This is a genomic window from Stenotrophomonas sp. KH_036_B, from assembly GCF_057839485.1.
On the sequence record NZ_CM174491.1, the window covers coordinates 2,715,979 to 2,735,362 of the forward strand.

The following is a 19,384-nucleotide window of genomic DNA, read 5'->3' on the forward strand; positions in this document are numbered from 1 at the left end:
TTGATAATCGCTCCCGTTAGCGCCCCGATCCCGGCCCCGGCCGCGCATCGGCTGTCACAACCACGCACCCTGCAGCGTCCTCCCGGCATGGATACCACCGATACCTTCCAGACCCACCGCCCCCGCCTGTTCGCCCTGGCCTACCGGCTGCTGGGCAGCCGCAGCGACGCCGAGGACGTGGTGCAGGACGCCTGGCTGCGCTGGCAGGGCGCCGACGCGGCCGGCATCCGCGACCCGGAAGGCTGGCTGGTGACCGCCACCACCCGGCTCGGCCTGGACCGGCTGCGCGCCCTGCGCAATGCCCGCATCGAGTATGTCGGGCCGTGGCTGCCCGAGCCGCTGGAGATCACGCTGGACCCCGACCCCCTGCACGACCCGGCGGAGCGCCACGCGCTGGCCGACGAGGTCTCGGTCGCGTTCCTGGCCCTGCTCGAACAGCTCGGGCCGGAAGAGCGCGCGGCGTTCCTGCTCAAGGACCTGTTCGACTATGACTACCCGCAGATTGCCGCACTGCTGGACCTCAGCGAGGCCAATTGCCGCCAGCGGGTGCACCGGGCGCGGCAGCGACTGCAGGCCGGGCGGCCGCGGTTCGCGGTGAGTGCCGGCCAGCACCGCGACCTGCTGGCGCGCTTCATGCACGCCTCCCAGCAGGGTGACCAGGCCGCGCTGATGTCCCTGCTGCATGCCAATGCCGAGATGATCTCCGACGGCGGCGGCCGGGTCACGGCGGCGATCCGCCCGCTGCTGGGGGCCGAGCGCATCGCGCAGCTGTACTGGGCCATCGCCCGGCGCAATGGCGCGCATCCCGCGCAGCTGGGCTACGTCAACGGCGAGCCGGCGATCCTGCGCTTCGAGGGCGCGCTGCTGCACTCGGTCACGTTGGTGGGCGTGGACGAAGGCCGGATCGTGCAGGTGCTCAGCGTGCTCAATCCGGAAAAACTGCAGGCGCTTGTCACAGCGCGCGATGCTGGCGCGTCCTCCTGATGAAGGCGGCCACCGTGGCCGTCATGGAGTTGCCCCATGTCCGCGTCACCCCGCGTTCCCTACACCCGCCTGGCAGCCGATGCGTTCAAGGGCCTGCTGGCCACCAGCAAGGCCGTGCATGACAGTTCGATCGACCCGACCCTGATGGAACTGGTGTTCCTGCGCGTGTCGCAGATCAACGGCTGCGGTTACTGCATGGACATGCATGGCACCGCCCTGCGCAAGGGCGGGATCGAGCCGCGCAAGCTGGACACGCTGCCGGCGTGGCACGAGAGCCGGTTTTTCGATGACCGCGAAAAGGCCGCGCTGGGCTGGGCCGAGGCGCTGACCCGGCTGAGCACGGCCGCGCCCTCGGACGCTGTCTTCGACGCGCTGGCGCCGCATTTCGATGAGAAGGGCATCAGCGATCTGAGCATGGGCATCGCGGTCATCAACGCCTGGAACCGACTGGGCGCAGGTCTGTTGCCGCCGTTGCCGTAACGCGTACCCACCACCGCTGGGCACCTGTCCGTTGGTGCGTGGCGGCCGTGACCGCCAGCGCCGCGTAGTGCCGGCCGCTGGCCGGCTCTCCGTACAACCTGCATCGTGAGGAGCCGGCCAGCGGCCGGCACTACGATTTTTCGTTACATCCCGAGGAGCCGGCCAGCGGCCGGCACTACGATTTTTCGTTACATCCCGAGGAGCCGGCCAGCGGCCGGCACTACGATGTTTCGTTACATCCCGGGGAGCCGGACAGCGGCCGGCACTACCGCTTTGTCACAACGCGGGCTGGCACAATGCGGCCATGCCCGCCTCCCCCGCTGCCGGTCCCTCCGGCCAGAAGAATCCCAGCCTGCGCGAACGCTTCAAGGCGATGCGCAACCTGCCCCCGTTCCTGCGCCAGGTCTGGCAGACCAGCCCCGCGCTGGCCACCGCCAGCCTGGGCCTGCGCATCATCCGTGCGCTGCTGCCGGTGGCGATGCTGTATGTCGGCAAGCTCATCATCGACGCAGCACTGCTGCTGAGCCGACACGAGGCGGGGTTCCCGCCGTTCGACGAGGCGCTGTACAGCGGCCTGCTCAATCCGCTGCTGGGCCTGCTCGCGCTGGAGTTCGGGCTGGCCATCGCCTCGGACCTGCTGGGCCGCATCGTCAGCTATGCCGACACGCTGCTCTCGGAGCTGTTCACCAACGTCACCAGCATCCGGTTGATGGAACACGCCGCCGAGCTGGACCTGGAAGACTTCGAAGACCCCGACCTGCAGGACAAGCTCGACCGCGCGCGCCGCCAGACCATGGGCCGCATGAACCTGATGAGCCAGCTGTTCGGCCAGGTGCAGGACGCCATCACCGTGGCCAGCCTGGCGGTGGGCCTGCTGGTCTACGCACCGTGGTTGATCCTGCTGCTGGGCGTGGCGCTGGTGCCGGCGTTCATCGGCGAAGCGCACTTCAATGCGGCCGGCTACAGCCTCAACTTCCAGTGGACGCCCGAGCGCCGCCAGCTGGACTACCTGCGCCAGATCGGCGCCAGCGTGGAAACCGCCAAGGAGGTGAAGATCTTCAACCTCCATCGGTTCCTGATCGACCGCTACCGGTTCCTGGCCGAGAAGTTCTTCCGCGCCAACCGCACGCTGGCGCGCAAGCGTGCGTTCTGGGGCACCCTGCTGGCCGCGCTGGGCACGCTGGGGTACTACACCGCGTACGCCTACATCGCCTGGCGCACCGTGCGCGGCGACTTCTCCATCGGCGACCTGACCTTCCTGGCCGGCAGCTTCCTGCGCCTGCGCCAGCTGCTGGAGGGCCTGCTGATCGGCTTCTCGCAGGTGGCCAGCCAGGCGCTGTACCTGGATGATCTGTTCTCGTTCTTCCAGATCCAGCCGGAGATCCACTCGCGACCCGATGCCGTGGCCATCCCGCAGCCGATCACCCAGGGGTTCGTCTTCGAGAACGTCGGCTTCCGCTACCCCGATGCCGAGTCCTGGGCGGTGCGCCACCTGGATTTCGAACTGCGCGCCGGGGAAGTGCTGGCACTGGTCGGCGAGAACGGCGCGGGCAAGACCACGCTGGTCAAGCTGCTGGCGCGTCTGTACGACCCCGATGAAGGCCGCATCCTGCTCGATGGACGCGACCTGCGCGACTACGACCTGGACGACCTGCGCGCCAACATGGGGGTGATCTTCCAGGACTTCGTGCGCTACAACCTGAGCGCCGGCGAGAACATCGGCGTGGGCCTGGTCGAGGCCATGACCGACGATGCGCGCATCCGCGACGCCGCGCGCCGTGGCATGGCCGAGGACGTCATTGCCGCCCTGCCCAACGGCTACGAGCAGCTGATCGGGCGCCGCTTCAAACAGGGCGTGGACCTGTCCGGCGGCCAGTGGCAGAAGATCGCCATCGCCCGCGCGTACATGCGCGATGCCCAAGTGATGATCCTGGACGAGCCGACCGCCGCGCTGGACGCGCGCGCCGAGTTCGAGGTGTTCCAGCGGTTCAAGGAACTGTCCGACAACCGCACCGCCGTGCTGATCTCGCACCGCTTCTCCTCGGTACGCATGGCCGACCGCATCCTGGTGCTGGCCGGGGGGCGGATCGAAGCCAGTGGCACCCACGCCCAGCTGATGACCCAAGGCGGCCGCTACGCCGAGCTGTTCGAGCTGCAGGCGGCGGGGTACCGCTGACCGGGGGCCGACGGGGGTTCAATGAGAATTTATCTCATTTGAGCTAAACTGGGCGGGACAACACAGATCAGACCCCACCCCCATGTCTTCCGCTTTCGGCGCCGAAACGGTGCTTGAGGTCCGTCACTGGACCGACGCCTACTTCAGCTTCACCACGACCCGCGACAGCGGTTTCCGCTTCGAGAACGGTCAGTTCGTGATGATCGGCCTGGAAACCGAGACCCGGCCGCTGCTGCGCGCCTATTCCATCGCCAGCGCCAACTGGGAAGAGAACCTCGAGTTCTTCAGCATCAAGGTGCAGGACGGTCCGCTGACCTCGCGGCTGCAACACATCAAGCCGGGCGACAAGGTACTGGTCGGCAGGAAGCCCACCGGCACCCTGCTCATCAGCGACCTGCACCCCGGCAAGCACCTGTACCTGCTGGGCACCGGCACCGGCCTGGCGCCGTGGCTGTCGGTGATCAAGGACCCGGAAACCTACGAACGCTTCGACAAGGTGATCCTCACCCACGGCGTGCGTTACGAAAAGGACCTGGCCTACCGCGACCTGTTCGAAAAGGAACTGCGCGAACACGAGTTCCTGGGCGAGATGATCGGCGACAAGCTGTTGTACTACCCCGCCGTGACCCGCGAAGCGTTCCCCAACCAGGGCCGCCTGACCTCGCTGCTGGAAAGCGGCGAGATGCAGCGCACGCTGGGCCTGCCCGAGCTGAGCCCGGACAACGACCGCGCCATGATCTGCGGCAGCCCGCAGATGCTGGCCGACCTGCGCACCGTGCTGGACGCCCGCGGCTTCCAGACCTCGCCGCGCATCGGCACCCCGGGCCATTACGTGTTCGAGCGCGCGTTCGTCGAAAAATGATCGCCGACCGTTGCACCACCGCGTAGAGCCACGCCCTGCGTGGCTGCTCTCCGGTGGGCACCGCGATGCCACGCAGGGCGTGGCTCTACAACGCCGCCTCGATATCCCCGCGCAGGCTTTCCGGCGTATCGGTCGGCGCATACCGCTGCAGCACCTGTCCATCGCGCCCGACCAGGAACTTGCTGAAGTTCCATTTGATGCCGCGGGTGCCCAGCAGACCCGACTTTTCCGACTTCAACCACTGCCACAATGGATGCGCGCCATCGCCGTTGACGTCAACCTTGTCCGACAGCGGGAAGTCCACTTCATAGGTCAACGAACAGAAACTGCGGATCTCCTCGGCATTGCCCGGTTCCTGGTGGCCGAACTGGTCGCACGGGAAGCCGATGACCACCAGCCCGCGCGGACCATACTCGCGCCATAGCGCCTCCAGCCCTTCGTATTGCGGGGTGAAGCCGCACTTGCTGGCCACGTTCACCAGCAGCAGCACCTTGCCCCGGTACTGCTCCAGCGCCTGCGGCTGGCCGGTGAGGTCCACGAACGAGAAATCGAAGGCGGTGGTCATGGCGGGAGCTCCAGAGCGGGTTACCGGCATTGTAGAGCCACCCCATGGGTGGCTGTGCATCGTTCTGGCGCCGCGCAGCCACCCAGGGGGTGGCTCTACGGTTCTGGTGCTCGCCGCCACCCAGGGGGTGGCTCTACGGTCAGGTGCCGCGCGGCTGCGACCGCTGCGCACATGCCTTTCGACACAAGCCCGGCCCCACCGGCCCGGGTTACCCTCGGGCACTTGTCTGACCGGAGAATTCCCCTTGACCACCCGTCTTGCCCTTGCTGTCGCCGTGACCCTCGGCCTTGCCCTGCCCGCCTATTCCGCCGTTGCCGCCGCCCCGGCCGCCAGCGCCGCCCAGCAGGCCAACCCGTTCTTCGCCGACAGCACCCTGCCGCTGCACTACCCGCAGTTCGACAAGATCAAGGACAGCGACTTCGCGCCCGCCTTCGACGCTGGCATGGCCCAGCAGCTGAAGGAAGTGGAGGCCATCGCCAACAACACCGCCAAGCCGACCTTCGACAACACCCTCATCGCCCTGGAAAAGAGCGGTGACACCCTGGATCGCGCCACGACCGTGTTCTTCAGCCTGGTCGGCGCCGACACCAACGATGCGCGCAAGAAGCTGCAGGCCGACTACTCGGCGAAATTCGCCGCGCACGCCGATGCCATCGCGCTGAACGGCAAGCTGTTCGCCCGCATCCAGTCGCTGTACGACACCCGCACCCAGCTGGGCTTGGACGCCGAAGGCGTGCGCCTGGTCGAGAAGTACTACGAGAGCTACGTGCGCGCGGGTGCCAAGCTCAACGAAGCCGACAAGACCAAGCTCAAGGAAATGAACGCCGAGCTGGCCAATCTGGGCACGAAGTTCAGCCAGAACGTGCAGAACGAAGTGAACGCCTCGGCCATCGTCGTCGATGACGTCAAGCAGCTCGACGGCCTGTCGGCCGAGCAGATCGCTGCCGCCGCCGAAGCGGCCAAGGCGCGCAAGCTCGACGGCAAGTACGTCATCGCGCTGCTCAACACCACCGGCCAGCCGCCGCTGACCAACCTGGCCAACCGCGACCTGCGCAAGAAGATCTACGACGCCTCGGTGACCCGCGGCAGCCGCGGTGGCGAGTTCGACAACACCGCGCTGGTCTCGCGCATCATGCAGTTGCGCGCCGACAAGGCCAAGCTGATGGGCTTCGACAACTTCGCCGCCTACAACCTGACCAACCAGACCGCCAAGAACCCAGAAGCGGTCAACGCCATGCTCGGCCAGCTCGCCCCGGCCGCCGTCGCCAACGCCAAGCGCGAAGCGGCCGACCTGCAGGCCATGATCGACAAGGAACAGAAGGCCGCCGGCAAGAAGAGCTTCCAGCTGGAAGCGTGGGACTGGGCCTACTACAGCGAGAAGGTCCGCCAGGCCAAGTACAACTTCGACGAGTCCCAGCTCAAGCCCTACTTCGAACTGAAGAACGTGCTGGAGAACGGCGTGTTCTTCGCCGCCAACCAGGAATACGGCCTGAGCTTCAAGCAGCGCACCGACCTGCCGGTCTACCACGACGACGTGACCGTCTACGACGTGTTCGACGCCGACGGCAGCCAGCTGGCGATCTTCATCTTCGACCCGTACGCGCGCGCCTCCAAGCGTGGCGGTGCGTGGATGAACTCGTACGTGTCCCAGTCCGCGCTGACCGGTTTCAAGCCGGTGGTGGCCAACCACCTCAACATCCCCAAGCCGCCGGCCGGCCAGCCGACCCTGCTGACCTGGGACGAAGTGACCACCACCTTCCACGAATTCGGCCATGCCCTGCACGGCATGTTCTCGAACGTGAAGTACCCGTACTTCTCGGGCACCTCGGTGCCGCGCGACTTCGTCGAGTTCCCCTCGCAGGTCAACGAGATGTGGTCGGACAACCCGCTCATCCTGAAGAACTACGCCAAGCACTACCAGAACGGTGGCGCCATGCCGCAGGCACTGCTGGACAAGGTGATCGCCGCGGCCAAGTTCAACCAGGGCTTCGCCACCACCGAATACCTGGGCGCGGCCATGCTTGACCAGCGCTGGCACCAGATCGGCCCGGACCAGGTGCCGGCCGCCAAGGACGTGATGGCCTTCGAGCGCGCCGCGCTGGAGAAGGACGGCATTTACTACGCGCCGGTGCCGCCGCGTTACAAGACCCCGTACTTCAGCCACATCATGGGCGGCTACTCGGCCGGCTACTACGCCTACATCTGGTCGGAAGTGCTGGACGCCAACACCCAGAAGTGGTTCCGCGAGAATGGCGGCCTGAGCCGCAAGAACGGCGACCACTTCCGTGCCACCCTGCTGTCCAAGGGCGGCAGCGTGGATGCCATGCAGCTGTTCCGCGATTTCGCCGGCCACGAACCGCAGATCGAGCCGCTGCTCGAAAAGCGCGGCCTGACCGCAGAAAAGAACTAACGCGGCCGGTGTAGATCGGACTGTGTAGAGCGGACTGTGTAGAGCGGACTGTGTAGAGCGGACTGTGTAGAGCGGACTGTTAGTCCGCTGATCCCTTGATCTGCTGTTTGAAACAAAAAACCGCCCGGCCAAAAGCCGGGCGGTTTTTTGTGGCGGCACGCGCAACGTCAATCCCGAATCAGGGACACGGACTTCGCGCGGACATCGATCAAGCCGTCCATCAGGTACCACCGGAAAATGTTGCGCTTCTCTTTCACATGACAGACCAGGGTGTTCCCGTGCATCCGCTCGACGGCAAGGCTTGGCATATCCATGCTCACGAGGCAGAAGACCACACCGCTCAGCACGATCCGCGCAGCGACGCGATCAAGCGAATCCTCCGTCGGGCACATTTGAACATGCAGCGTGCACGTTCCGTGCTTCGGTGAAACCTCGACCCTCAGCAGAATCGAATTCATGAAGTCCACGCCTGCAAGCGCCGTGAACGAGTCGGCTATCATCGTGCCGCCAGGCGTCTGATCAACGTCATCAGCGGCATCAACCGGATCAAGCTCCCGGCCATAGCTCAGCGATACGCTGCCTGGAATGGTCTCCAGCATGCCTCCGCACAGATAGTGACGTACCGCACCACGTTCGAGATCCACCCGGCAATTCTGGACGTTGCCTGCGAACGCGTTGGCCAGCAAATCCCTGAAATCCAGGCTGGCAAAACAACGCTCGACCGACGTCATTGCGAGCGCTGCCTCGGTCCTGTGCCTCGCGTGCTCTGTTTCATAGATCGCCATCTGCACGGTGCAGGACCGTGTTTCCACGCAGAAGGTCAGATCACCCAGCAGCGCGTCGTGAAACTCGATCTCGCGCAATCCTTGAAGCGTTTCAGCAGCACTCACACGCAGCTCCCCAGCAATGTTCCACGCACTTCGTCATTTTCCCGCATCCATTTCAGCCGGCACAAAAGATTCGGATCGGTAGGTGCATTTGAACCGGTGATCGGAAAGACGGAGGGTGAACGGACCCTTGTCGATATCGCCTCTGCTACCGGTAAATCCGCTTCCCCACTGCGGTTCGCCTACCGCGACGCGACGCGACTGCCCGGGCTTCACCCACAGCGTGTAGTGAGGAGGGTCGTGTGCGGAATGTGCCACACCGTTGCGCCAGCGTCGATCACCGTCATCAGCAACACATGATCACCGCGGCGCGATGTAGCCGCCCGGGACGCCGTTCGGCGACAGCACCAGCTGCCACAGCTGGGCGTGGCGGCAGCGGAAGCTGGCCATCGAGCCGGCCAGGTAGAAGCGCCACATGCGCCTGAAACGTTCGTCGTAACGCTGCGGGTCAAGACGCTCCCATGCCGCTTCAACATTGGCGCGCCAGGCCTGCAAGGTGCGGTCGTAATCGGGGCCGAAGCTGTGCCAGTCCTCCAGCACGAACAGACCCTCGTAGGCAGCGGTGATCTGCGCGGCCGACGGCAGCAGCGAATTGGGGAAGATGTAGCGCGCGATCCACGGGTCGGTGCGGTGGCGCGAACGGTTGCTGCCGATGCTGTGCAGCAGGAACAACCCGCCCGGCTGCAGGCAGCGCCGCGCCATCTCGAAGTAGCCGCGGTAGTTCTTGTCGCCGACATGCTCGAACATGCCCACCGACAGGATCGCGTCGAAGCGCTCGTCCACGTCGTGGTAATCCTGCAGCCGGATCTCGATCGGCAGGCCCGCGCACAGCGCGCGTGCGTAGTCGGCCTGTTCCTGCGAGATGGTGATGCCCACGCCGGAGACGCCGTAGCGTTCGGCGGCGAACTTCAGTGCCTCGCCCCAGCCGCAGCCGATGTCGAGCACGCGCTGGCCGGTGCGCAGCCCGAGCTTGCGGCAGATCAGGTCGAGCTTGGCTTCCTGTGCGCTGTCCAGATCGCTGGCGCGGGCCCAGTAACCGCAGCTGTAGACCAGCCGCTTGCCGAGCATGGCGTGGTAGAGATCGTTGCCGAGGTCGTAATGGCGGCGACCGACTTCCAGGTTGCCGCCGCCGGCCTGCAGGTTGAACAACCGCGCCTTGAGTCCGTCGGCCAGCTCGCGCCAGCCATGCACGCGCGCGTCCAGATGGGCCTGCATCACCTGCAGCAGGAAGCCATCCAGCGACGCCGCATCCCACAGCCCGTCCATGTAGCTTTCGCCCAGGCCAAGCGAGCCCTGGGCGATCACGCGGGAATAGAAGCGCGGGTCGTGCACGTGGATGTCATGGGGGCGGTCACCGTCGACAGTGACGTCCGCCTCGTGCAGCAACTCGATCACCCGCCGTTGCAGCCCCACGTCCACGGCCTGCCCTCCGCTAACCCTTGGCGAACAGGCCGGCGTAGGCCGGGGCAACGTGCGGGGCCAATACGCTGGCCGGCACGTCCACGGTCTGCGTGCCATCCGAGTACGGCCCCACCTGGTAGGGCGGGAACACGAAGCGCACGGCGGTGATCAGCCCGTTGGGGTCGGTGAGCGGCTGGAACTGGCCGAAGTTGTCGGCGCTGGCGCCGGTGCCATCGGCGATCATGCGGCTGGCGCTGCGCAGCGATTCCTGCAGCTGGCCCGGTTCCATGTCTTCGCTGCTGAGGCGCGTGGCCACGCGCTCGCGCAGCTGGTCGGCGATGTAGTCGCTGACCACGCCCCAGCCCTTGGTATCGGCAATCAGCTTGTCGGCGGTCAGCATCTGCTGCTGTTCGGGCAGCCACACGAAACGCGCCACCAGCGGCTCACCATGGGCGCCGCCGGTGTAGCGGCTGCCATCGGCACTGATCACCACCAGCGTTGGCGTGTCCAGCACCTTCTCGAAGCTCAGCGACAGCTCGTAGGGCATCGTCGGCTTGTCATTGCCCAGCCCGTCCACGGCCTGCTGCAGTTCGGCACGCGCGGCGGTGGCGTAGTCCGACAGCGCCTTGGCCAGGGCCGGATAGCGGTTGACGTCCTGCGGGTAGCTGATGCCGATCACGGCCTGTGGCGTGTTCTCGATCACGTCGCGCAACGCGACCGGTGCCTCGGCGGCCGCCGGGGCCTCGACGTTGCCCGGCAACGCCGTGGCGGCGGTATCGGCCGGTGCCGGTGCGGCACTGTCCTCGTCGCGCTTGCAGCCGGCCAGCAGCACCAGCCCCACGGCCAACGCCAGCGCGCCACTACGCAGCGCGCGGCGGTTTCCTGCGATGTTCATTGCAATCCCCTTGTTGAAACCCAGCATCATGATCCGTCGTCCCTGAAACATCCCCTGCCGTGCTCAAGGCACCAACAGGTCGTTGTATTCCTCGTGCCGCTCCAGGAAGGCTTCGGCATACGCACACGCCGGCACCACCTTGAACCTGTTGTCGCGCGCATAGCGCAGCGCCACCTTGGTCAGCTCCCCCGCGATGCCCTGGCCACTGATCGGCTCGGGTACCTCGGTATGGGTGATGGTCATGCGCTTTCCCTTGATCTTGTAGTCCAGCAGCGCCAGATGCCCACGGATGCGGGCCTGGAACCGGTGGCGGGCCAGATCGTGCTCCACCTCATATGCCAAACCCGGCGGGGTGACCGAAGCCATGGGCACTGTCTCCTGCGGCGACTGTGGCGATAGTGCGCAGCGTAGCGCCATGATCGCGTGAAGCCTGAACAGGGGCAACAGCCGACATTTTTTGTCACTTCCAGCCCTAAAGTCGGGCGGGCTCAAGCCGCTATCGGTAACGGACAGGTCGCAAAAGCTGGCACGGGTTTTGCGACTACCGACTGCCCCATCCGTGTCCCAAGGAGCGTTACATGGACCATGCACCCGATTTCACCCAGCCCGGCGATGCCGACAGCTCGCTGCTGGAAGGCCTGTTCCAGCTGGCCCTGAACGGCCAGACCCAGGGATCGGAATTCGATCTCATCGACCACGAGGTCTATGCCCGCCTGCTCAGCACCTACGGTGGCGACCGCCGTTTCGCGGCGTAAGGCAACAGCGTCACCACCCACGGTGGTGACCTGCTGGTAGGTACCGACCGTTGGTCGGTACCCGCTTCAGCCACCCAGCCTGAAGGTCGGGTTGCTCAGTTCGCGCAGGAAATGCTCGAAGATCGCCGGCCGCATGGCCAACATGAAGATCACGCCGAACGCGGCACCGGCCAGGTGCGCGCTGTGATTGATGCGGTCGCCGCCACGGCGGTCCATCCAGATGCTGTAGCCCACGTAGAACACGGCATAGATGATCGCCGGCGCGGGGATGAAGAACACGAAGATGATGCTCCACGGGCTGACCAGGATGAAGGCGAACAACACCGCCGACACCGCACCCGACGCCCCCAGGCTCAGGTAGTTCGGGTTCTTCTGGTTCTTCAGGTAGCTGGGCAGGATCGACACCACCAGCGCCCCCAGATAGAACGCCGGATAGGTCAGGTAGCTGCCTGTCAGGTTCACCATGAGCGCTTCGATCTGGCCGCCGAAGAAGAACAGCGTGATCATGTTGAACGCGAGGTGGGCCAGATCCGCGTGGATGAAACCGTAGGTCACCAGGCGGTCGTACTGGCGTTTACGGTCCACCGCCGGCGGCCACAGGATGAGGCGGTCGGCAAGGGCGCGGTTCTTGAACGCCATCCACGACACCAGGACGGTGATGGCGATCAGCAGCAGGTTGACGGGGGTCAGTTGCATGGGGGTACTCAGGCAGCGCGGTAGTTGTCGACCATACGATAGCGCTTTGCATACCAACCGAAGGCCAACGCCGCCACGAACGCGAAGCCGGCGAAGAAGAACATCAGGAACGCCGCCTCACTGAGCCCGGTACTGGCGATCTTGTGGGTCACCGTATCGTTGCGCACCGCCGCGTTGGACAGCAGCACCCACAGGTTGCCGATGGTGGTGGTCAGGTTCCAGAAGCTCATCACCACGCCCTTCATCGCCTGCGGCGCCTGGCTGTAGGCAAACTCCAGGCCGGTGGCCGAGACCAGCACCTCACCGAAGGTCAGCAGCGCGTACGGCAGCATCTGCCAGAAGATCGACATGACGTTGCCGCCGTCCATCATCACCTGGATGCCACCCACCACGATCCAGGCCAGGCCGCTGAAGGCGATGCCGGCGGTCATGCGGCGCAGCGCGGTCGGCTCGAAGCCGAAACGGCGCAGCGCCGGGTACAGCACCAGGTTGTTGAATGGAATCAGGATCATCACCAGCAGCGGGTTCAACGCCTGCATCTGCGAGGCGGTGAACCAGGACGGCATGGCCATCTGTTGGCCCTGCAGCACCCAGGTGGATGCTTTCTGGTCGAACAGCGAGAAGAACGGCGTGGTCAGCGCGAAGATCACCAGCACGCGCAGCACCGAACGCACCCCTTCCACGGCCTCGGCCGGATGCACGGCACGGGCGCGGTCAAGCTGGATCCAGGTGCCACCGCCCACGCCGACCAGCACCAGCACCAGCGCGATGCACAGGCAGATCACGATACCGAGCATGCCGACCAGGGCCATCGAGGCCACCGCCAGCACCGCACCGAGGATCGCCAGCGTGAGGCCCGGACGGCCCTTGCCCGGCACCTGCGCCGTCAGCGCGGTGCGCACCACGTTGCCGAACGAATGCGGGTCCTTCGGCGGCAGCGGGACCAGCACGTAGCGCTTGCGGCCCAGCCAGAACACGAAGGTGGCCACGAACATCAGGATGCCGGGAATGCCGAAGGCCCACTGCGGCCCCAGGTTCTTGAGCGCCAGCGGGATCAGCAGCGAGGCGAACAGCGAGCCGAAGTTGATGATCCAGTAGAAGGCGTCGAACACCAGCTTGGCCAGGTGCTTGTTGCTCTGGTCGAACTGGTCGCCCATGAACGAGGCCACCAGCGGCTTGATGCCGCCCGCGCCCAGCGCGATCAGGCCCAGGCCGAAGAAGAAGCCCTCGCGGCTGTTCTCGAACAGCGCCAGGCAGGCGTGGCCGGCGCAGTAGATCAGGCTGAACCAGAGGATGGTGTGGTACTTGCCGAAGAACTTGTCGGCCAGCCAGCCACCGAGCAGCGGGAAGAAATACACGCCGATCATGAAGCTGTGCATGATGTCCTTGGCCTCGCCGGCCCGCCCTTCGGACGTGATCTCCTGCAGCAGCAGCGAGGTGATCAGGAACTGCACCAGGATGTTGCGCATCCCGTAGAAACTGAACCGCTCGCAGGCCTCATTGCCAATGATGTACGGAATCTGGCGCGGCATTTTTCCCTTGCCGGCGCTGGCGGCTGCGATCGTGCTCATTCTATGGGGCTGTCCTGCGGGGTCTAAAGGGCGCAAGGTTACCGGAAGGGCCACGGGCACGCACGCTGCGTCCCTACGTGACAGGCCGTTCGCGACATGGCAGGAAATGCGCGCCGAACCCGCTCGAAGTCACGGCGCGTCGACGGCCAAAGCGTAAACTTATCGTTATGCGCCCCCTCCCCACGGTTGTTACAGCGCGCTGGCCCGGCTGGCTCCTGCTGCTCCTGCTGTCTACCTCCATCGCCTCGGCCCACGCGCGCCAGAGCGAGGACGGTGCACGCCTGTTGAAGATCGCCACACTGGAACTGCCCACCCAGGACGACAGTCAGTGGGAGCAGCGTCGCGATCAGCTGCTGCAGGCCCTGGAAGCGCTTCAGCCGGACGTGATTGCCGTGCAGCGGGTGCTGCAGACCCAAGGCCGCAACCCCGCCTGCTGGCTGGCCAGCCGGCTGCGCTACAGCTGCGACTTCGTCACCGCCGACCCGCCCAGCCAGCCGCTGCGGCACGGCAGTGCCCTGCTCAGCCGGCTGCCGGTGGCCGAGGACGGTGTCACCCTGCTGCACCCGCCCGGCCAGTTCAGCGCCGCCGGCATGCTGCGGGTGAAGCTGCAGGAGGAGCTGGTCAACATCTACGTGGCGCGGCTGCGGCCCGAGCCGGACGAGGTCAAGGTGCGGCAGCACCAGACCGGCGACCTGATGACCTGGATCGGTGCCACCTCCGATGGCCTGCCCTCGTTGATCGCGGGCGATTTCTCGGCCGACATCCGTGAACTGGTCGGCAGCTCGCCGGGGTTTCAGCCGGCGCGCAACAATCCCGGCGAGCGGGTCGATCCGCCATCCGCGGCGGGCGCGGCGCGCGGGCATGGGCTGGACGTGCTGTTCCAGGTCAAGCATTTCGCCGGCATGGGCCAGCAGCCGTTGAAACTGGCTGCGCTGGAAGGCACCGACGCAGGCGAGCTGCGCCTGGGCATCATTGCCACGTTGCGCTTGCAGGGCGAGTAGTGCCGGCCGCTGGCCGGCTCCAGGCAAATCTGTGCACCAGAGGTAGTGCCGGCCGCTGGCCGGCTCCAGGCGAATCTGTGCACCAGAGGTAGTGCCGGCCGCTGGCCGGCTCCAGGCGAATCTGTGCATCAGAGGTAGTGCCGGCCGCTGGCCGGCTCCAGGCGAATCTGTGCATCACGTGGAGCCGGCCAGCGGCCGGCACTACCGGTTTGCCTTCAGGCATCGCTTGGAGCCGGCCAGCGGCCGGCACTACCGGTTTGCCTTTATGCATCGCTTGGAGCCGGCAGCGGCCGGCACTACCGGTTTGCCTTCATGCATCGCTTGGAGCCGGCCAGCGGCCGGCACTACCGGTTGCAAAAAAAAGCCGGGCGTTTCCGCCCGGCCTTCTTCATTCACGCCGCCGATGAACTCAGGCGATCGCTTCCTGGTAACGACGCTCGACTTCGTTCCAGTCGACGACGTTGAAGAACGCGCCGATGTATTCCGGGCGACGGTTCTGGTACTTCAGGTAGTACGCGTGTTCCCACACGTCCAGCGCCAGGATCGGGGTGTTGCCGTTTTCCAGGGGGCTGTCCTGGTTGGCGCTGCTTTCCACCACGACCTTCTTGTCCGGGGTGACGCTCAGCCAGGCCCAGCCGCTGCCGAAGCGGGTCAGCGCGGCCTTGGTGAAGGCTTCCTTGAACTTCTCGAAGCCGCCGAGCTGGGCGTCGATCGCCTGGGCGACGTCACCGACCGGGTTGCCGCCGGCATTCGGGGCCATCACGGTCCAGAACAGCGAATGGTTGGCGTGACCGCCGCCGTTGTTGCGCACCACGCCCTGCAGGTTTTCCGGCAGCGACTTGGTCTTCTTCACCAGCTCTTCGATCGGCAGGTCGGCGTATTCGGTGCCTTCCAGTGCCGCGTTGACGTTGTTGATGTAGGTCTGGTGATGCTTGGTGTGGTGGATTTCCATCGTGGCCGCGTCGATATGCGGCTCGAGCGCGTCATAGGCGTAGGACAGCTTGGGCAGGGTGTAGGCCATGTGGTTCTCCTGGTAGCTCACTCGCCCGGCGAAGGCCGGGCGTTGCGAAGTCGATGATGGGGATGGCCGCCAAGCTTACCAAGGCCCACGTAAAGGAAGGGTACGCGTCATCGCATTCGCGCTGTCGCCCCACGCTTTGCTACGCAAACCGCGGGCCCCTTCTTACCAGCACCCACACCCCGCGCCTGTCGGCGCGCCCCCTCACTCAGGGGGCTCTGCTCCTGATGCGTTAAGGGGATGGCGACGTTACATTAACCTCGTCCCTCGCACACTCAACGTTCACATGCGCAAACCCCTATTACTGCTCGTCGCCATCTTCCTGCTGGTCGGCGGCCTCTTCGCCATCAAGGAAGCGCAGCGCGCGCCGAAGCCGCAGTTCGCCCCATCGCTGACCCAACCCGATGCAGGCCCCGCAGTCAGCACCGACGCACCGGCCAACCCGGGCGCCGCCGCGCAGCAGTCCTCCAGCGCCCTACCCGCCTTCCTGCCCGCCGAAGCGCGCCAGACCATCGCGCTGATCCAGCGCGGCGGCCCCTACCCGCACCGTCAGGACGGCGGGGTCTTCAGCAACCGCGAGCAGCGCCTGCCGGACCGCCCGCGTGGCTACTACCGCGAGTACACCGTGGATACGCCGGGCGCCGGCAACCGTGGCGCGCGCCGCATCGTGACCGGCGGCAACCCGCCGACCGGTTGGTTCTACACCGACGATCATTACGAAACCTTCCGCAGTTTCGACGTCCCACCCGCCGGGAGCTGGCAATGAACCACGATGCATTCGAACTGGGCCTGGACGACATCAACAACGCCGGCGTGTACTCCGTCGGCAACCAGGACATCGGGCCGCTGTCGGCGGCCATGCGCGACGCCGGGCTGCGCGTGACCACCATCGACCTGCACGGGTGCAATGACAAGCGTACCCTGCTGGCGCGCATCGCCGCGCAACTGGATTTCCCGCAGTCGTTTGGCGGCAACTGGGATGCGCTGTCGGACAGCCTGCGCGATCTGTCGTGGCTGCAGGCCAACGGCTATGCGCTGTTCTTCAGTGATGCCGATGGGTTGCGGGAGGGCGCGGAGAAGGACTTCGATACCTTCCTGGATGTGCTGGCCGACGCAAGCGATGCATGGACCGGGCAGAACGTGCCCTTCTGGGCATTCGTCGCGCTGCACAAGTAGCTGGGAACAGGTCTGGAGAAAAGCCCCCCTGAGTCAGGGGGGCGCGCCGACAGGCGCGCTTACCCGCCGTTGTCGTCCTGCAGTTCCTTCTTGAACGGAATGTCCGGCGGCGGGCGGGCCACGGCCGGCTGGTCCTGCATGTTCGGGTCGGTCAGACCGCAGCCGCCGCCGAACTGCAGGATCGACACCACGCAGGAAATCTTCGAACTGCTGCCCGGGATCGGAATCTCCACGGCCTTGATGCCCTTGCGCACCCACTCGGCCAGCAACGATTCGTTGGGCGCCCAGTATTTGTCGAACGAGGTCGGGGTGTAATCGTACGGCGGGCGCTTGAGCCAAGTGCCGGACTGCGCGATGCGTTCGCGGCTCCAGCCGTCGTTGTCGCCACCGGGCGCGCCGCGCGCGGTATCGCCACTGCCTTCCTGGCCGGGAACACGCACGCTGCCGTCGGCATTGAACAGGCCGTCGCCGGTGCGGCCGGCACCCTGGTTGGCCTGCGCGCCGTTGCGGTCGCCATCGCGGTTGCGGTTGGCGGCGCCCCAGTCGTCGCCGCGCGCCGGCGTTGCCCAGTTGCCCGGGTTCGGTGCGGGGCGCGCGGCCGGCATACTGGCCGGGGTTTTCGACGGCGTCGTCGCAGACGCGGCATTGCGGCTCGGTGCCGGCTGGGTGGCCGCGCCGGCGGTCGGGCTGGGCGTGGTCGCGGCGGTGGACGCTGCCGGCGTCGGCGTCGGTGATGGCGACGGACGCGGTGTTGCGTTGGGCACGGCGCGTTCGCGCACGGTGACCTCCGGGCTGCGCCCGGGCACGTTGATCTCGCGCTGCGGAACCGGTGCCACCGTGACCGACACCGACGGGGCCGGCGCAATCTCGCGTTCGCGGACCTGCAGCTCGCGCTGCGGCAGCGTCACTTCCACGCGCGGGCCCGGCGTGGGCACCGGCGGCGTGGGCGTATCCACCACGGTGACCTGGCGCTCGCGCACCGCCACGTCCGGCGTACGCAGTTGTGGTTCAACCGGCCGCAGCGTGGGCGTAACCGCGCGTGCGGCAGGGGCTTCCACCACCTCCACGGTGCGCTCGCGCACCTGCACCTCGGGTGCTTCGCGCGGAATCACCCGCACTTCGGTGCGCGGCACGCTGGTGGGCGGCACCACGAAATCGGTGGTGGCCTCGGCAACATCGGTGGCCTGGATCGGCTGTTCGACCGCCGTCGGCGCGGGCGGCGTCGGCGCGGGGGTTGGTTCGGCACTGGCGGCCGGCTGCGGCTCGGGCTGGGCCGGCGGCTGTGGGGCGGTGGCCGCTGCGGTACTGCCGGCACGCGCGCTCGCCGCAGCGGCCGAGGCGGCCTGCGCACTGGCCGCAGCCGCCGCGCTGCCAGCCGCGGCAGCCGGTTCGCCACCGCCACTTTCCTGCGGCGTGCCGCTGCCGATGAACTCCACCTGGATGCGTCCGCCATCGCCACCCTGCTCCGGCTCGGTCGGCGGACGGATCAACGCCACCCACAGCAGCAGCGCCGCGAACAGCACGTGCAGCAGCACGCTCAACACCGCCGAGGTCCAACGCATCCAGCGCTGGTCGCGCGGCGCGGGGTCCCAGGTCTGCCACAGCAGGCGGCGCAGCGCCTGTACGGTGCCCAGCGCCGGCAACCGGCCGGGCGAGCCGGGCAACGGCCGGTCGATCAACTGGGCAATCACTTCCGTAGAACGGAACGGACGCGGCAATGGCGTCAACGCGCGCAGCCACAGGCCCCACCCGTAGGGAAGGCCCGTGGTCTTTTCGACGATACGTTTGTCCGGCTGGCGAGCCAGCAGCCAATCGAGGATGTCGTCAGCCCGACGTGATGTCACGCAGGGCGATCAGGCAGCCGTGCCGCGGGGAATGTACGGCGCGTGCCCACTGTCATGGTCGGTCGCGTCGCGCACCGCAGTGATGCCGGGCACACGGCCCATCAGGGTCTTTTCGATGCCCTGCTTGAGCGTGACATCGGCCATGCCGCAGCCCTGGCAGCCACCGCCGAAGCGCAGCAGCACCACGCCATCGGCGGACACTTCCTGCACCGCCACCTTGCCGCCATGCGAGGCCAGCTGCGGATTCACTTCGTTCTCGACCACCCAGCGCACGCGCTCGACCAGCGAGGCGGCGTCGTTCGGGGCTTCACCCTTGATCTTCGGCGCCTTGATGGTGAGCTGCTGGCCACCGGTCGCGTTGGTGACGATGTCGATGTCCGCGCCGTCCATCCACGCCACGCTGGTGGCGGCCACGTACAGGGTGAAGCCGTCGCAGTCCACCGCCCACTCGTCACCGAGCAGGTCGGCCGGTTCGGCAAACTCCAGGCGCGCATCGGCACGGGGGGTGCCCGCGTCCACGGCGCTGAGGCGCACGCCCATGCCGGGCACGGCTTCGCGCTCGATGAGTTTGCGGAAATAGGTCTGGGCGGTGTCGGATATCTGGATCATGCGGCTATTCTAGCGGCTTACATGTTATGCGCTCATTCGGTTTATACACTGTCC

19 protein-coding genes are annotated in these 19,384 nt (G+C 66.4%); 9 read left to right on the forward strand and 10 right to left on the reverse strand.

The window, feature by feature from the left end:
• The first annotated feature begins 87 nt into the window (after positions 1–87).
• The 4 genes from sigJ to AC3ITN_RS12220 all read left to right on the forward strand — a co-directional run bounded on the left by sigJ (position 88) and on the right by AC3ITN_RS12220 (position 4,502).
• Complete coding sequence (sigJ, locus tag AC3ITN_RS12205) at positions 88–984, forward strand: RNA polymerase sigma factor SigJ (protein ID WP_489390665.1); 897 nt, start codon at positions 88–90, stop codon at positions 982–984.
• Between the two features lie 36 nt (positions 985–1,020).
• Entirely contained in the window at positions 1,021–1,464 is a 444-nt protein-coding gene (locus tag AC3ITN_RS12210; protein WP_489390666.1) for a carboxymuconolactone decarboxylase family protein, read from the forward strand.
• A gap of 304 nt (positions 1,465–1,768) precedes the next feature.
• Positions 1,769–3,640: an ABC transporter ATP-binding protein gene (locus AC3ITN_RS12215; protein WP_489390667.1), complete on the forward strand. Its 1,872-nt coding sequence runs from the start codon at positions 1,769–1,771 to the stop codon at positions 3,638–3,640.
• 82 nt (positions 3,641–3,722) lie between these two features.
• On the forward strand, positions 3,723–4,502 hold the full coding sequence (locus AC3ITN_RS12220) for a ferredoxin--NADP reductase (protein ID WP_489390668.1): 780 nt from the start codon (positions 3,723–3,725) through the stop codon (positions 4,500–4,502).
• Between the two features lie 85 nt (positions 4,503–4,587).
• Here the strand turns inward: AC3ITN_RS12220 and AC3ITN_RS12225 are convergent, their stop codons facing one another.
• Positions 4,588–5,067 carry a glutathione peroxidase gene (locus AC3ITN_RS12225; protein ID WP_489390669.1) on the reverse strand — a complete coding sequence of 160 codons (480 nt, stop codon included), beginning with the start codon at positions 5,065–5,067 and terminating at the stop codon, positions 4,588–4,590.
• Positions 5,068–5,311: 244 nt separating this feature from the next.
• Between AC3ITN_RS12225 and AC3ITN_RS12230 the strand changes: the two genes are divergently transcribed.
• Positions 5,312–7,477, forward strand: a complete 2,166-nt coding sequence (locus AC3ITN_RS12230; protein WP_489390670.1) for a M3 family metallopeptidase — start codon at positions 5,312–5,314, stop codon at positions 7,475–7,477.
• A gap of 167 nt (positions 7,478–7,644) precedes the next feature.
• Here AC3ITN_RS12230 and AC3ITN_RS12235 read toward each other — a convergent pair whose 3' ends face one another.
• The 4 genes from AC3ITN_RS12235 to AC3ITN_RS12250 all read right to left on the reverse strand — a co-directional run bounded on the left by AC3ITN_RS12235 (position 7,645) and on the right by AC3ITN_RS12250 (position 11,026).
• A complete protein-coding gene (locus AC3ITN_RS12235) occupies positions 7,645–8,367 on the reverse strand; it encodes a hypothetical protein (RefSeq protein ID WP_489390671.1) in 723 nt (240 codons plus the stop codon).
• A 297-nt stretch (positions 8,368–8,664) separates the two neighbouring features.
• The gene (gene cfa, locus AC3ITN_RS12240; RefSeq protein WP_489390672.1) at positions 8,665–9,783 is read right to left on the reverse strand and encodes a cyclopropane fatty acyl phospholipid synthase; all 1,119 of its coding nucleotides are present in this window, start codon (positions 9,781–9,783) and stop codon (positions 8,665–8,667) included.
• Between the two features lie 13 nt (positions 9,784–9,796).
• Positions 9,797–10,660: a DUF3298 and DUF4163 domain-containing protein gene (locus AC3ITN_RS12245; protein ID WP_489390673.1), complete on the reverse strand. Its 864-nt coding sequence runs from the start codon at positions 10,658–10,660 to the stop codon at positions 9,797–9,799.
• A 63-nt stretch (positions 10,661–10,723) separates the two neighbouring features.
• Positions 10,724–11,026, reverse strand: a complete 303-nt coding sequence (locus AC3ITN_RS12250) for a GNAT family N-acetyltransferase (protein WP_313346150.1) — start codon at positions 11,024–11,026, stop codon at positions 10,724–10,726.
• Positions 11,027–11,238: 212 nt separating this feature from the next.
• On the opposite strand from AC3ITN_RS12250, the gene AC3ITN_RS12255 reads away from it, so the two are divergent.
• Complete coding sequence (locus AC3ITN_RS12255) at positions 11,239–11,415, forward strand: hypothetical protein (RefSeq protein WP_313346148.1); 177 nt, start codon at positions 11,239–11,241, stop codon at positions 11,413–11,415.
• Positions 11,416–11,481: 66 nt separating this feature from the next.
• Here AC3ITN_RS12255 and AC3ITN_RS12260 read toward each other — a convergent pair whose 3' ends face one another.
• Both AC3ITN_RS12260 and AC3ITN_RS12265 read right to left on the reverse strand, forming a co-directional pair.
• Entirely contained in the window at positions 11,482–12,111 is a 630-nt protein-coding gene (locus tag AC3ITN_RS12260; RefSeq protein ID WP_313346145.1) for a rhomboid family intramembrane serine protease, read from the reverse strand.
• A gap of 8 nt (positions 12,112–12,119) precedes the next feature.
• Positions 12,120–13,682, reverse strand: coding sequence for a POT-type proton-dependent oligopeptide transporter (locus AC3ITN_RS12265; RefSeq protein ID WP_489390674.1), 1,563 nt, complete (start codon positions 13,680–13,682; stop codon positions 12,120–12,122).
• A gap of 167 nt (positions 13,683–13,849) precedes the next feature.
• Here AC3ITN_RS12265 and AC3ITN_RS12270 point away from each other — a divergent pair, with 167 nt between their 5' ends.
• Positions 13,850–14,683 (forward strand): endonuclease/exonuclease/phosphatase family protein, encoded by an 834-nt coding sequence (locus AC3ITN_RS12270; RefSeq protein ID WP_489390675.1) that lies wholly within the window; start codon positions 13,850–13,852, stop codon positions 14,681–14,683.
• Between the two features lie 409 nt (positions 14,684–15,092).
• Here AC3ITN_RS12270 and AC3ITN_RS12275 read toward each other — a convergent pair whose 3' ends face one another.
• Positions 15,093–15,704, reverse strand: a complete 612-nt coding sequence (locus AC3ITN_RS12275) for a superoxide dismutase (protein ID WP_489390676.1) — start codon at positions 15,702–15,704, stop codon at positions 15,093–15,095.
• A 283-nt stretch (positions 15,705–15,987) separates the two neighbouring features.
• Here AC3ITN_RS12275 and AC3ITN_RS12280 point away from each other — a divergent pair, with 283 nt between their 5' ends.
• The gene (locus AC3ITN_RS12280; RefSeq protein WP_489390677.1) at positions 15,988–16,467 is read left to right on the forward strand and encodes a guanyl-specific ribonuclease; all 480 of its coding nucleotides are present in this window, start codon (positions 15,988–15,990) and stop codon (positions 16,465–16,467) included.
• On the forward strand, positions 16,464–16,877 hold the full coding sequence (locus AC3ITN_RS12285) for a barstar family protein (protein ID WP_489390678.1): 414 nt from the start codon (positions 16,464–16,466) through the stop codon (positions 16,875–16,877). The genes AC3ITN_RS12280 and AC3ITN_RS12285 overlap by 4 nt, the downstream gene beginning before the upstream one ends.
• A 59-nt stretch (positions 16,878–16,936) precedes the next feature.
• Here the strand turns inward: AC3ITN_RS12285 and AC3ITN_RS12290 are convergent, their stop codons facing one another.
• Positions 16,937–18,721, reverse strand: coding sequence for a hypothetical protein (locus AC3ITN_RS12290; RefSeq protein ID WP_489390679.1), 1,785 nt, complete (start codon positions 18,719–18,721; stop codon positions 16,937–16,939).
• 9 nt (positions 18,722–18,730) lie between these two features.
• Positions 18,731–19,330, reverse strand: a complete 600-nt coding sequence (locus AC3ITN_RS12295; RefSeq protein ID WP_313346124.1) for an NfuA family Fe-S biogenesis protein — start codon at positions 19,328–19,330, stop codon at positions 18,731–18,733.
• Positions 19,331–19,384: the final 54 nt, after the last annotated feature.